Annotated in this window: 14 protein-coding genes; 6 read left to right on the forward strand and 8 right to left on the reverse strand. The window is 60.2% G+C overall.

Annotated features, from left to right (window positions below):
• Window positions 1–109 precede the first annotated feature (109 nt).
• Genes EL18_RS15160 through EL18_RS15170 form a run of 3 tightly spaced genes read right to left on the reverse strand, consistent with a single transcriptional unit; the run spans window position 110 to window position 1,597 of the window.
• A complete protein-coding gene (locus tag EL18_RS15160; protein ID WP_036486052.1) occupies window positions 110–406 on the reverse strand; it encodes a hypothetical protein in 297 nt (98 codons plus the stop codon).
• Window positions 403–1,137 carry a hypothetical protein gene (locus tag EL18_RS15165; protein ID WP_036486054.1) on the reverse strand — a complete coding sequence of 245 codons (735 nt, stop codon included), beginning with the start codon at window positions 1,135–1,137 and terminating at the stop codon, window positions 403–405. Before EL18_RS15165 ends, EL18_RS15160 begins: the two co-directional genes overlap by 4 nt.
• A 7-nt stretch (window positions 1,138–1,144) precedes the next feature.
• The gene (locus tag EL18_RS15170; RefSeq protein ID WP_036486056.1) at window positions 1,145–1,597 is read right to left on the reverse strand and encodes a hypothetical protein; all 453 of its coding nucleotides are present in this window, start codon (window positions 1,595–1,597) and stop codon (window positions 1,145–1,147) included.
• Between the two features lie 67 nt (window positions 1,598–1,664).
• Here EL18_RS15170 and EL18_RS17665 point away from each other — a divergent pair, with 67 nt between their 5' ends.
• Both EL18_RS17665 and EL18_RS15180 read left to right on the forward strand, forming a co-directional pair.
• The gene (locus tag EL18_RS17665) at window positions 1,665–1,889 is read left to right on the forward strand and encodes a helix-turn-helix domain-containing protein (RefSeq protein WP_036486058.1); all 225 of its coding nucleotides are present in this window, start codon (window positions 1,665–1,667) and stop codon (window positions 1,887–1,889) included.
• On the forward strand, window positions 1,886–2,119 hold the full coding sequence (locus tag EL18_RS15180) for a hypothetical protein (protein WP_036486061.1): 234 nt from the start codon (window positions 1,886–1,888) through the stop codon (window positions 2,117–2,119). Before EL18_RS17665 ends, EL18_RS15180 begins: the two co-directional genes overlap by 4 nt.
• Here the strand turns inward: EL18_RS15180 and EL18_RS15185 are convergent.
• The 3 genes from EL18_RS15185 to EL18_RS17400 form a co-directional block, all read right to left on the reverse strand.
• Window positions 2,116–3,741, reverse strand: coding sequence for a terminase large subunit (locus EL18_RS15185; RefSeq protein WP_051914339.1), 1,626 nt, complete (start codon window positions 3,739–3,741; stop codon window positions 2,116–2,118). The genes EL18_RS15180 and EL18_RS15185 overlap by 4 nt on opposite strands.
• 90 nt (window positions 3,742–3,831) lie before the next feature.
• Window positions 3,832–4,155: an HNH endonuclease gene (locus tag EL18_RS17395; protein ID WP_051914341.1), complete on the reverse strand. Its 324-nt coding sequence runs from the start codon at window positions 4,153–4,155 to the stop codon at window positions 3,832–3,834.
• Window positions 4,148–4,873 (reverse strand): helix-turn-helix domain-containing protein, encoded by a 726-nt coding sequence (locus EL18_RS17400; RefSeq protein WP_051914343.1) that lies wholly within the window; start codon window positions 4,871–4,873, stop codon window positions 4,148–4,150. Before EL18_RS17400 ends, EL18_RS17395 begins: the two co-directional genes overlap by 8 nt.
• Before the next feature lie 453 nt (window positions 4,874–5,326).
• Here EL18_RS17400 and EL18_RS15200 point away from each other — a divergent pair, with 453 nt between their 5' ends.
• A complete protein-coding gene (locus EL18_RS15200) occupies window positions 5,327–6,496 on the forward strand; it encodes a phosphoserine transaminase (protein WP_036486064.1) in 1,170 nt (389 codons plus the stop codon).
• Window positions 6,497–6,638: 142 nt separating this feature from the next.
• A complete protein-coding gene (serA, locus tag EL18_RS15205) occupies window positions 6,639–8,234 on the forward strand; it encodes a phosphoglycerate dehydrogenase (RefSeq protein WP_036486065.1) in 1,596 nt (531 codons plus the stop codon).
• Between the two features lie 51 nt (window positions 8,235–8,285).
• Here serA and EL18_RS15210 read toward each other — a convergent pair whose 3' ends face one another.
• Window positions 8,286–9,212, reverse strand: coding sequence for a DMT family transporter (locus EL18_RS15210; RefSeq protein WP_036486066.1), 927 nt, complete (start codon window positions 9,210–9,212; stop codon window positions 8,286–8,288).
• Window positions 9,213–9,409: 197 nt separating this feature from the next.
• Here EL18_RS15210 and EL18_RS15215 point away from each other — a divergent pair, with 197 nt between their 5' ends.
• Entirely contained in the window at window positions 9,410–10,708 is a 1,299-nt protein-coding gene (locus tag EL18_RS15215; RefSeq protein ID WP_036486490.1) for an adenylosuccinate synthase, read from the forward strand.
• Between the two features lie 109 nt (window positions 10,709–10,817).
• Window positions 10,818–12,440, forward strand: a complete 1,623-nt coding sequence (locus EL18_RS15220) for a hypothetical protein (RefSeq protein WP_036486070.1) — start codon at window positions 10,818–10,820, stop codon at window positions 12,438–12,440.
• Window positions 12,441–12,525: 85 nt separating this feature from the next.
• On the opposite strand, the gene rpoH is transcribed toward EL18_RS15220, so the two are convergent.
• The gene (rpoH, locus tag EL18_RS15225; RefSeq protein WP_036486084.1) at window positions 12,526–13,440 is read right to left on the reverse strand and encodes an RNA polymerase sigma factor RpoH; all 915 of its coding nucleotides are present in this window, start codon (window positions 13,438–13,440) and stop codon (window positions 12,526–12,528) included.
• Window positions 13,441–13,494: the final 54 nt, after the last annotated feature.

The following is a 13,494-nucleotide window of genomic DNA, read 5'->3' on the forward strand; positions in this document are numbered from 1 at the left end:
CCATCGGGCCGGGTAGACCCGGCACAGGGAAACGGCGTCTCACGACGCGAAAGCACGGTGCGAATGATGCGCAGCGAATCGAGGACGGGGAGAAGAGGGCTGTGGCAAGTCATGCGTGCCCTTTCGCCGGCAACCCTTCGAAAGCGCGCTTTCTGACAGCGAAATTCACGACATTGGCAACTTCGCTAGCCAACTTTTGCTCTGGACAGCCAAGATCGCGAAGCTCTTGTGCGACACCGGCCCATATGCCTTCGCGTAGCTTGATGAAATGCGCCGCGAATTTTGCGTCGTCGGTTTCAAGCTGGCGAGCGCGCTGCATCGCTGTGAGACAAGCCGCCTCGTAGCGATTGGCGATTTCGACCATGTCCGTTGGCGCAACTCCAGTCCATTCCTTTCGGTCGCTCATTTGTCGCCCTCGGTGCCGGCAATGAGATTGGCAACGGCGCGCAGTAATTTGCTGTCGAACTCGGCGGTGAGGTTCTTCCCGGTGCGGAAACGCCGCGTCTCGCGCTCGAACGCCTCTTCGGCAACATTCCGGGCCGCAGGCTCACCGCCGCTGACGCTATCCATTACGGCGGCAAGCGACGGGTGATGAAAGCTGTGCCGACCGTCGAGCACCCTTAGCTGCGCTGCCGCCCCACTACGCGGAAGGATTAGCCAGACAAACGCAGAAGGGAAATGCGGCCCCTCGGGGAATTTCTCCTTCCAGCGCGCCGACGCAACGGCGTCGATCTTGCCCGTGCCCAACCATTCTAATGTTTTTGCAAGTGCCAGGTCGAGCGTCGGAGCTTCCTCCTTGGTCAAAGGGAAATCGGCGTCCATGCCTCTTTCGCCGGAGTGCACCAGATTGCTGAATACAAACTCCGCGTCCGCCGCGCGCTCTGGATGATCGGTGGCGGCGCATGCGATCAGGAAGCGGGCCGCGTCGAGAAATGTCATGTGCGCCGCGCCACGGCCACGGCCGGCCTGAGAGATGCGGCCCGCCTCGCGCAGACGGCGCGCGAAGATGCTCAACGTCCCGCGCGTGTCGAGCCGCTGTGCTTCGCACGTCGCTACCAGTTCGCTCAAAAGTGCCATATTGAAACCTCGGCCATTTATCGGAACGATATGCCGATAAATGGCGGAAGTCAACTTCATTTGTGTTTCATGCAAATGAAAGGTTCTTACGCAATGTACTTGCGTCGTAACATTCGTCATTGGTGAGCCACACGAAGCCCATTTCCACTTCGATTGTGCTTCGCCAGTGGCCAGGTTGAAGGTCGTTGAGCGCAGACCGCGCGACGGCCAGGGCCTGTTCGATACGTACCCGCGGCGGCACATGGCGCGGCTGCACCGTGTAAATTGGTATGTCGTAGCGGGCAGCTGACACGAGGGTTTGCCAATTGCCTCCGTCGAGCTTGGCAAGTAGCATCGACATTTCCGCAGCAAGATCGTGAACGTGAAGAGCGATTTCGTTTTGTGTGAGCGGCGTGGCGGCCGCCATCCTCGGCACTGCCAGAATGGCAGTGCTCGCCGCACCTGCTAGTACTGAGCGGCGGGATAGGTTCTCACCAGCAGGCATAGCTTCGCCGGCCGTGCGAACGAGGTTGTTCAGCATGGTAACGCTCCATTAATTGTGCTAATCGCACTATGACGGTGACAAATGCACTATAAGGAAAAACTTCATGGTGACAAGTGCACAAATCAGAGCCGCGCGCGGTTTGCTGAATTGGACCGTTCGAGATTTAGCGCAGAGATCAGGTGTTCATCGGAACACTGTCACTCGTATCGAAACCGAAGCTACGGCTCCAGGTCACGCCATGACTGCTGTGCAAGCAGCCCTTGAGGCTGCCGGCGTAGAGTTTATCCCTGAGAACGGAAGTGGCCCCGGTGTGAGACTCCGCAAATGAAAGACAGTGAGAAAGAAAAGATCAAGCTTAGGGCGAATTATCTTAACGGCATTTCGCTAATTTTCATGGGACTCGGGGGGCTGGGGCCAATGTTCTTAGCCATGCAGACTATGGACTTCGAGCGTATCGTATTTGCCCTTAGCTTCCTTGGTGCAGGTATCTTTTCTAGCTGGGAACTTCACACATTGGCGCAGAAGGAACTAAACAAGCTGAAAGAAGACGACGCCTAATCGATCAACTCAGCCAAGCATGCCGGAAGCGCCTCGGGCTCATGTCGCTTCGAGATGCTAAGCGCCATCGCCAACGCAACGAGCCCATCAATCCGGCCTGCGGCTTTCGATTTATCAAGTTTGCGACCACCTGCGGGATCGCGTGTAACGACCGCGTTCGCGGCGCACATATTTAGCACCGGGTTCCCGCCATGCCGCAAGAGCTTCTCGGCAACGCATCGTTCCAGCATGTCAACGGCGGGTGAGAAATCTTTGAAGCCCTGGCCGAACGGCGTCAGAGGCAGATTCGCCCCGATCAGTCCCAACTCGCGTTTCAGATCCTCAATGCGCCAACGATCATAGGCGAGAGCCTGCATATTGTAGCGCGCAGCCGCATTCGCCAGCACGTCCGCGACAAAGCCCGGATCGATCGTGGCACCCGGGATGAGCGTAATAAGCCCCTGCTTTGCCCATACGTCGTACGGAACGCGATCCTCATTCGAGCGATCCGCGATGTTGGCTTCCGGCATGAAGAACCGCGCCGCCACGTCGAAGTGGCCTTGATCATCAGGAAACACCATCACAAAGGCCGTAAGGTCACGCGTCGCTCCCAGATCGAGGCCCGCATAGCACTCGCGCCCGTCGAGCGAAGGAAGGTCGACCGTGCCGGCACAGGCATCCCATTCAGCTTTGTGGATGAAGCGCGATACTGCCGAAACACGTTGGTTGAGGATCAAGTTGCGGAAGGCCGCTTCCTTCGATGGCACAAGCCGCGCCTGAGCGGCCTGCCGCTTCACGTCATCGAACGAGCGGAAATCTCCGATCGCAGGGTTCGCCAGCTCCCAGGTTGTCGGCTCCCACGGATCGGCGTCGGACGGCGCGGCGAACAGTGTCAGGTGGAAGGACGGATCGTCCAGTTCTCCGGCCTGCACCTTCAGCCCGTAGTCGATCAGTTCCGACATAACCGCATGGTCCGCTGCTGCCTGCGTGGAAATCACCATCATCAGCGGGTTGTCCCGCGCACCCGAAGCGGTGTCCATGGCGTCGAACAGGGCACGGTTCGGTGCGCTGCCAAGCTCGTCATAGACAACGAAGGACGGCGATAGGCCAAGCTTGCTCCCGGCATCGGCTGACAGGGCGGCATAGATCGAGCCCTCACCATCGCCACTGAGAACTTCGATCTGCTTCGTGAAGCGCACCACATTGCACCGATCGTCAAGCTCCGGATGGCCCTTCAGGATCGCGACCATCTCCGCGAACAGCTTCGCCGCCTGGTCACGGGTCAGGGCGCACGAATAGACTTCACCACGCGGCTCAGCTTCCGGCCCCAGCAGATGGCAGAGAGCCAGCGCCGCTGCGAGCTGCGTCTTGCCGTTTTTGCGCCCCATGCTGAGTACTGCCGTGCGCACGGGTCGGTTGCCTTCGGCATCATCGGCGTAGACGGCGCGGATGAAGTCGCATTGCCACGGCCGCAGCTTCATCTTGGTGCCGGCGAGCTTGCCAGCCGTGATCGGCAGGTCTTCGCAGAACTCGATCACGCGTTGATCGCGCGTCAGGCCGGGTTCATTCCACGGCGCGACCTCGCGAACCTCGATCTGACCCCGCTCCGAAAGCGGCTTCGCGCCTACGCCTCTAAGTGCCATCCGCTCTTGCCCTTCATGCGTTTAAGTATCTGAAACTAAGTATTTTCCCAACTCCCCCGTCGGTCCTCGGCCCCCCGGTCTCCCGTGATTTCAGGCACCCCCACCATGCCAAGCATCACCGGGATCAATGGGATTACCGTTCACGTCGAAGCCTTTGAAGCGTCGGCCAGTTGATGCACGGTCGGGCCGATCAACCGCGTTCGTCTTTTCATTGTGGCAGCGCTCGCAAAGGCTCATCAGCCCATCCAGTGGCGGAAACGGCTCGCCGCCAGCTTTAATCGCCTTTACATGATCGACAGCTACGGCAGGCACAAAGCGTCCGCGCAGCTCGCATGCGTAGCACCCCGGATCGCTCGCCAGCTTCGCCAGCCTGAGCCGCTTCCAAATTCGTGTGTTGTAGGGCCAATCAGCCACGGTGCACCTCCTTTGCCATCGCAGGTTGGGCGCGGCTTCGCCGTCGCTCCCTATTCCTGAGCCCCTTTGCACCGTCTCCACTGGCATGATCGTGTCCGTTCTCTGCTCCCTGACACGTGCCAGCGATTGTTTTTTGATCTTGGTTCTTCGTGGGGTGGAACGTTTTGAACCCTATCGATCGCGCCAAGGAGGGGCCCCGTTTGAGCCAAGCGAGCCACTCCTTCGAGCTGACATGCACCAGATTGGTGAGGTTCTTCTGCCCTTTGCGCGGTCGGGGCTCGACAATCACATGGCCGCGCGCTCTCGCCTCGCGTAGTGCGTTCTGAACGGTCGTACGGCTCACGCCAGCGACGGCCGCAATCCGATCAAGCGGCAGGTCGCAAACGCCGTGGTGCTTTACCTCACCGGCGACGACGGCCAGGGCGGCGCGCTCACCTTCGGTGTAGTGATGCCGGATCGTATCGGGCAGGCTGCTTGATCCGCCCAACATGCGGCGGCGTTTGACAGACGCGGCGCGATCCGGTGAGCGCTGCCATTTCCGATTGAACCGCGCTGTCAGGCGGCGGGAATGGCGATTGAGGGGATTAGGCGGGCGGCTCGGCCCCTTCGTACGGATCGCGCCTGACATATAGGCTTCGACCAACTCGGGGTCTGAGACGCTGGCCTTGACCAGTCGCGAATTGAGCAACGCGGCACTGACTTCGAGGGGCGCACTCATCGCTGCACCCCGTTCGCTTCATGGATCGCCTGGACGGCTTCAACTGCCGACAGGCCAAACATTGCCCTGAGCGTCGGCACGATTGGACGCGCACAAACTTCGCGATTTTCCGCGTACCAGCGTGCAGCGCGCATTGCGGCACTAGCACCCTCGTGGTAGATACTGTCCTCGAAAGCGCGGCAGTGCTTTTCTATCGTATCGCCGCCGTTCCGGGGACCAGCCGGGACGGCGGTTTTCTTTTCTGAGCCATCAATAGCGCGAACAGAAAGCGAACTGCCTGTGTCAGATTTGTGCCACTTCCTCTCGCGCGTTCCATCTTCGTTCGGCACGATCGTGCATGAACCCGCATGGCAATCGCTTATGGGGCTTGCGGTTTTCGAGGGCTTCGGGTATTGCCGTCCGTGGGCCACCCCTCCCCACCGAGGGGCGTGCTATCTGAGAGGATAGAATATCATGAGCACACTCCCCATGCCGGACAAGCGTCCGGAAAACCCCCGTTTTTCTTCTGGTCCCTGCGCGAAGCGTCCCGGTTGGTCGCTCGATGCGCTTTCCGATGCCCCGCTCGGTCGTTCGCACCGCGCCAAGGTTGGCAAGGAAAAGCTGGCTCGCGCCATTCAGCTGACGCGCGAAGTGCTGCAGGTCCCCGATGACTACCGCATCGGCATTGTTCCCGCTTCCGACACCGGTGCCGTCGAGATGGCGCTCTGGTCGCTTCTGGGCGAACGCGGTGTCGACATGGTCGCCTGGGAAAGCTTCGGCTCCGGTTGGGTGACCGATGTGGTGAAGCAGCTCAAGCTTGATGATGTCCGCCGCATCGAGGCCGATTACGGCAAGCTTCCGGACCTCTCCACGATCGATTTCTCCCGCGACGTCGTCTTCACCTGGAACGGCACCACCTCCGGTGTCCGGGTTCCGGATGGTGATTTCATTCCCGCGGACCGCCAAGGCCTGACCATCTGCGATGCCACCTCCGCGGCTTTCGCGCAGCGCCTGGCATTCGACAAGCTCGATGTTGTCACCTTCTCCTGGCAGAAAGTGCTTGGCGGCGAGGCCGCACATGGCGTGCTCATCCTCAGCCCGCGCGCGGTTGAGCGGCTGGAAAGCTATTCGCCGGCATGGCCGCTGCCGAAGATCTTCCGTCTCACCAAGGGCGGCAAGCTGATCGAAGGCATCTTCAAGGGCGAGACCATCAACACGCCCTCCATGCTGTGCGTCGAGGACTATATCGATGCGCTTGAATGGGCGCAGCGCGAAGGTGGGCTCGACGGGCTCATCAAGCGGGCGGATGCCAATTTCGCCGTCATCGACCGTTTCGTCGAGAGCCATGCCTGGATTGCGCATCTGGCGGAAGATCCCGCCACGCGTTCCAACACTTCCGTCTGCCTGACCATCGTCGCCCCCGAGATCGAGGCCCTTCCCGCTGACGAGAAGGCCGCCTTCGCCAAGGGCATGGTCTCCCTTCTGGACAAGCAGGATGTCGCCTATGACATCGGCGCCTATCGCGACGCACCTTCCGGGCTTCGCATCTGGGCCGGTGCCACGGTCGAGACTTCCGATCTGGAAGCGCTGATGCCCTGGCTCGACTGGGCGTTCCAGACGCAAAAGGCCGCGCTCAAGGCCTGAGGGCCATGAGCATCAGAGAATTCATGCAGCGCTGATCTCAAATCCTGCCCCTGACACAAGACACGGGGCAGGGGAGGGGCATTTCTTTCTGCTCCCGGCGCTCGTTCAGATATCCAATTTGTCATAGCGAAGGACTGACGCCATGCCACGCGTACTCGTATCCGACAAGCTGTCGCCAACCGCCGTCGAAATCTTCAAGCAGCGCGGCGTCGAGGTCGACTACCAGCCCGATCTCGGCAAGGACAAGGAAAAGCTGCTCTCCATCATCGACCAGTATGACGGTCTGGCCATCCGCTCTGCCACCAAGGCGACGGAGAAGCTTATCAATTCCGCGACCAATCTGAAGGTCATCGGTCGCGCCGGCATCGGTGTCGACAATGTCGACATTCCGGCTGCTTCGCGCCGCGGTATCATCGTGATGAACACGCCATTCGGCAATTCGATCACGACTGCGGAACATGCAATCGCAATGCTGTTTGCGACCGCGCGCCAGATCCCGGAAGCGAACGCTTCCACCCATGCCGGCAAGTGGGAAAAGAACCGCTTCATGGGCGTCGAGATCACCGGCAAGACGCTGGGCCTCATCGGCTGCGGCAATATCGGTTCCGTTGTCGCAATGCGCGCCATCGGCCTGAAGATGCATGTCGCAGCGTTCGATCCGTTTCTTTCGGAAGAGCGGGCGTCAGAACTGGGCGTGGAGAAGGTTGAACTCGACGAGCTTTTCGCCAAGGCCGATTTCATCACGCTGCACACGCCGCTCACCGACAAGACGCGCGGCATCATCGATGCAGAAGCGATCTCGAAGATGAAGGATGGCGTGCGCATCATCAATTGCGCGCGCGGCGGCCTCGTCGTGGAAGCGGATCTTGTCGAGGCGCTGAAGTCCGGCAAGGTGGCCGGTGCCGGTATCGATGTTTTCGAGCAGGAGCCTGCGACCGAGAACCCGCTCTTCAACATGCCCAACGTCGTCTGCACGCCCCATCTTGGCGCATCCACCTCGGAAGCGCAGGAGAATGTTGCGATCCAGGTGGCCGAGCAGATGTCGGATTATCTGGTCAAGGGTGCCGTCACCAACGCGATCAACATGCCGTCGATCTCGGCTGAGGAAGCGCCGCGCCTGAAGCCGTTCATCAAGCTGGCCGAAGTGCTTGGCGCATTTGTCGGGCAGGTCACCGACGAAGCCATCGACGAGGTCGAGGTGCTGTTCGACGGCGCGACTTCGGAGATGAACACGAAGGCACTGATCTCGGCGACACTGGCCGGCCTTATCCGCCCGCAGGTGTCGGATGTGAACATGGTTTCCGCGCCGATCATGGCGAAGGAGCGCGGCGTTATCCTCTCGGAGGTCAAGCGCGACAAGTCCGGCGTGTTTGACGGCTATATCAAACTGACGGTCAAGACGCCGAACAAGACACGTACCATAGCCGGTACGGTATTCTCCGACGGCAAGCCGCGCTTCATCCAGATCAAGGGTATCAACCTGGATGCAGAGGTGGGCGAACACATGCTCTACACGACCAACCACGACACGCCGGGCTTCATCGGCATGCTCGGTTCGGTCTGCGGCAAGCATGGCGTGAACATCGCCAACTTCCAGCTTGGCCGCAACAAGCCGGGTGGCGACGCGATCGCGCTTCTCTATCTGGATGCGCCGTTCCCGTCGGAGGTTCTCAAAGAACTCGTGGCGCAGGAACAGGTCATTTCGGCCAAGCCGCTGCGTTTCGATATCGGCGCCTGATCGATCTCAAACGTCATGTTCCAGGCCCCGGCAGCAATGCCGGGGCTTTTTTCATTTGCCGTCGAGGGATGCGCGCACGCTGGGTGTCCTCTGGGAGGCCTTCCGCCCCGAGTACTCCGCCAGTCCGATGCCCATGAAGACGAGCGCCAGTGCAGCTGCATGATAGAGCTGGAAGCTTTCTCCAAGGATCACGACCGACAATAAGGTGCCGAAGATCGGCACGAGATTGATGAAGAGCCCGGCTCTGTTCGGTCCGATCAGCTCATTGCCGCGGATGTAGAACACCTGCGAGATGATCGACGGGAAGAGAACGGTATAGACGCCGATGCCCCAGCCCTTGGCATCGGGGGCAATGAAGCGCCCGCTTGCGATCTCCCAGATGAGGAAGGGAAGCGACGAGATGAAAGCCGCAGCGGCAAGAACGGTGATCGTGCTTTGCCAGTGGATCGCCGGTTTGTAACGCAGGAACACGGTGTAGAGCGCATAGACGAGCACGCCAATCAGCATGATGAAGTCACCCACATTCACATCAAGCTGCGCCAGGCGCGCGAGATTGCCGTGGCTCGCGGTCAGCGACACGCCCAGAAGCGACAGCAGGAAGCCGGTGATCTGAAGCCAGGTGACGCGGGTGCGGAAGATGAGGAAGTTGAGCACGATCACCAGCATGGGGATGGCAGCCTGCTCGATTGCCGCATTGATTGCTGCCGTGTGTATCAGCGCCATGTAAAGCGAGGCGTTGAAAAAGGTGAAGCCGACCGTGCCGAGAAGGAAAAGCGTTACGGCGTGTTTGCGGATCAGGGGCAGGTCCTGTTTCACGCGCGGCCAGGCGAAGGGCAGCAGGATGAGCACCGCGAGGATCCAGCGCAGCGATGTCAGAGCAAAAGGCGAGATGTGCCCGACGGCCAGCTTGCCGGCCACGGCATTGCCGCCCCAGAAGAGGGTTGTCAGCAGCAGGAGGGGATAGGCAGCATTCGCCATGGCAATAATCGCTCCGTCTGGTTTCGGCAGCGTGAGGTACACCACAATGGCGAGTAACCAAACAGGTTAGTTCGCGAAATTTGCGTGAGAATCCTCATCTCCTGCAAAGAAGGGTCGCAAGTGACGCACTCAGAGGATATAGAGCGGGGGCTTTGAGACATAGCGCCCGCGGGACGGGCATCGAAGAGGACGCAAGCATGGCGAATGTAGTGGTCGTCGGTTCCCAGTGGGGCGACGAAGGTAAGGGCAAGATCGTCGATTGGCTGAGCGAACGCGCCGATGTGGTCGCGCGCTTCCAGGGTGGGCACAATGCCGGTCACACCCTGGTTATCGATGGTGTGAGCTACAAGCTGTCACTGCTGCCATCCGGTGTCGTGCGCAAGGGCAAGCTGTCGGTCATCGGCAATGGCGTGGTCTTCGATCCGCATGCATTCGTGGCCGAAATCGCAAAGCTGAAAGAGCAGGGCGTAGACATCACGCCTGCCAATCTGAAGATCGCGGAAAACACCTCGCTGATCCTGTCGCTGCATCGCGAGCTCGACGGCTTCCGCGAGGATGCGGCCTCCAACAGCGGTACGAAGATCGGAACGACGCGTCGGGGCATCGGCCCGGCTTACGAAGACAAGGTAGGTCGCCGTGCCATTCGTGCGCTGGACCTTGCAAATCTCGAGACGCTCCCGCGCAAGGTTGACCGTCTGCTCACCCATCACAATGCGCTTCGCCGCGGCCTTGGTCATCCGGAAGTCACCCATGAGACGATCATGGAAGAGCTGAGCTCGGTCGCCGGCAAGATCCTGCCATTCGTGGATCGCGTTTCCAAAATTCTCGACGATGCACGCCGTGCCGGCCAGCGCATCCTGTTCGAAGGCGCGCAGGGCACGATGCTGGACATCGATCATGGCACCTATCCCTTCGTTACCTCATCCAACACCGTTGCGGGCCAGGCCGCGACCGGTACCGGCATCGGTCCAGGTGGCGTGGGCTATGTGCTCGGCATCACGAAGGCGTACACAACCCGCGTGGGCGAAGGTCCGTTCCCTACTGAGCAGGACAACGAGATCGGCAATTTCCTTGGCACGCAGGGCCACGAATTCGGCACGGTGACGGGCCGCAAGCGCCGTTGCGGCTGGTTCGACGCGGTTCTGGTGCGTCAGGCAGTCATCGCCAATGGCATGCACGGCATCGCCCTGACCAAGCTTGATGTTCTGGACGGCCTCGATGAAATCAAGGTTTGCACCGGCTACAAGCTGGATGGCGAGGTGATCGACTACCTGCCCGCAAGCCAGGGTGCGCAGGCGCGCCTTGAGCCGATCTACGAAACGCTTGAAGGCTGGAAGGACACGACCAAGGGTGCGCGCAGCTGGAACGATCTGCCGGCACAGGCCGTCAAATATGTCCGTCATATCGAAGAACTGATCGGCGCACCGGTGGCAATACTTTCCACCAGCCCCGAACGCGAGGACGCGATACTTGTGACCGATCCGTTTCAAGACTAGTCTAGCGCCCGATTTCGGATGTGCGAACATGCGTTTGGTGGGGCTTGAGCCACTCCGTCGGTAGTCAAGACACCGACGGGGTGCGCAGGCAGGAGCGGAATATTTAAGCATGGCAGATTTTACTGCAGTCTTGCGGAAGACAATTGGCGGGTTGAAGGAAAACACGCCGGAAATGCGCGAGAAGGTCTATCTGAAGGCTCGTGCTACCATTGATGCCAAGCTTGCCGCTGTCTCACCGCCGCCACCTGCAGCGGTTGTCGAGCGGCAAAAGGCACTTCTGGAAGACGCCATTGCCAAGGTGGAGGCGGAATTCGCGGCTCCACCAGCACCGCCAGAGCCTCAGCATGATCACCTCGATGATGTGCTTGCGGAGCTGAACAAGCCAGGCACCACGGTTCAAGCCGTTTCGCCAGCGGCAGCAGAACGCGATGAAGCCGCACAATCGGAAGCCTATGAAGCCAACGCCGCGGACGACGCGACGGCCGAACCTCCGGAGCCAGCGGTTGCTGACCCTTATGAAGCGCCAGCATATCCGCAGGGCGATCAAGAGCCGATCGCCGTCATTCCGGATATCGACCGATCTTCACAGGGCGCAAGCGACGAGCACGAAGCAACCGCACCGAATGAAGGGCTGGTTGGTGGTCCTGATGGTTCGGGCGATGGTGGCGCTTCGGGCGAGACCGCGCATGAGGTCTATGAAGACCAACCGCGTCGCAGGGGTGTAGGCGGCTTCGGTCTCATTCTGATTTTCCTCGCCGTTCTTGGCGCTATCGGTTTCGGCCTGTGGCAGTTCCGGGATGATGTTTCACAACTTGCCGGTTTCGATGATTTCGATGCACTGGTCGCTCGTATCGATCCAGCGCAGCCGGACAATGGCGGTGGCGCGGCGCCAGATGAAGAAGCCGAGCCTGCCGAGGCAACGGAGCAGGCTGCTGCTCCAGCCGAGCTGGAAACTTCAGGCGAGAGTGAGGCTGCCGGCGAACCGGATGCCTCCAAATTCACCCAGCGCCTTCTTCCCAATGGAGAGGAGGTTGACGAGGGGCCCGCAGGTGGCGAACCGGGACTGGGTGAGGGAACTTCCGTAGCGCAAGCAACGCCAGGTTCTGCCGACGACGGCGAAACGGCTGAAGGTGATGCTGCGGACGACGCCGACACCACCGCGACGGAGGCTCTGCCTGTCGGCCAGCGCGCGATCTTCTACGAGGAGAGCACTTCCTCTGCGCAAGGATCGGCGTCGAGCGGCAATGTGGTCTGGTCGATTGTGCAGGAGTCGCCTGGTGCCGACCTTCCGCCTGAGCCGGCCATTCGTGCAGATGCCACCATTCCGGAAAAGCAAATCCAACTGAAAATGACAATCCGGCGCAATGCGGATGATTCACTGCCTGCCAGTCACATAGTCGAGCTGATCTTCCTGACGCCGGACGGTTTTGGCGGCGGCGGTGTCGAGAGTGTTCAGCGCATCGCGATGAAGCGATCCGAGCAGGATACGGGCAACCCGCTGCTGGGTATTCCCGCCAAGATCGCTGATGGCTTCTTCCTCGTGGCGTTAAGTGACAGCCAGGCGGATCAGGAGATGAACCTCACCGTGATGCGCCGTCAGGACTGGCTGGATATCCCGATAGCCTATAAATCCGGTCGCCGTGCACTTTTCACCATGGAGAAAGGTGCGCCGGGTTCGAAGGTCTTCAACGACGTGATTTCCGGATGGGAGCGTGCAGCCGAGGGCGGCTGACGGGCTCGACTCCCGGACGACCTCCAGATAAAAAAGGCCCGGCGCTTGCGTCCGGGCCTTTTCAATATCCGATGATGCGCACTGGCTACATCGCGGCTGCTTCTGCGGCACCAGGCAGAGCGGCCCGTGCCTGCTCGCGTGCGGAAGCCTGAACGGCTTCCTGAACCTTTTCGAACGCCCGCACCTCGATCTGGCGCACGCGCTCGCGGCTGATGTCGAACTCTCCGGAAAGTTCTTCCAGCGTCAGCGGATCTTCGGAAAGGCGACGGGCCAGAAAGATGCGCTTTTCGCGTTCATTCAGGACATCCATCGCGTTTTCCAGCATGCGCCTGCGTGATTCCAGCTCATCCTGCTCGGCGAGCATGTCTTCCTGACTTTCATGGTCGTCAACGAGCCAATCCTGCCATTCACCCGATTCACCTTCCGTCGCGCGTATGGGGGCGTTCAATGATGCATCGCCGGAAAGGCGGCGGTTCATCGAGATCACCTCTTCCTCGCTGACATTGAGCCGGGTGGCAATTTCCTTGATCTGGTCGGGCTTCAGATCGCCCTCGTCGAGCGCCTGGATCTTGCCCTTCACCTTGCGCAGGTTGAAGAACAGGCGCTTCTGGTTGGCGGTCGTCCCCATCTTCACAAGGCTCCAGGAGCGCAGGATGTATTCCTGTATCGAAGCCTTGATCCACCACATGGCGTAGGTCGCAAGACGGAAACCACGTTCGGGCTCGAACTTCTTTACCGCCTGCATCAGGCCGACGTTGCCTTCGGAGATCACCTCACCGATTGGCAAGCCATAGCCGCGATAGCCCATTGCTATCTTCGCAACGAGACGCAGATGGCTGGTAACGAGCCGGTGGGCCGCATTCGTGTCGCCATGCTCATGGTATCGCTTGGCGAGCATGTATTCTTCTTCGGGCTGAAGCATGGGAAAGCGACGTATCTCTTCGAGATAACGTGTCAGGCCGCCTTCGCCCGAAACAATGCTTGGTAAAGTCTGGGCCATGGAGCACCCTCCTGATCGATAGCAGCTCCCTCACTAGAGGCGAGCCATTGCTGT

It is taken from the genome of Nitratireductor basaltis, from assembly GCF_000733725.1.
In the GTDB taxonomy this organism is placed as follows: domain Bacteria; phylum Pseudomonadota; class Alphaproteobacteria; order Rhizobiales; family Rhizobiaceae; genus Chelativorans; species Chelativorans basaltis.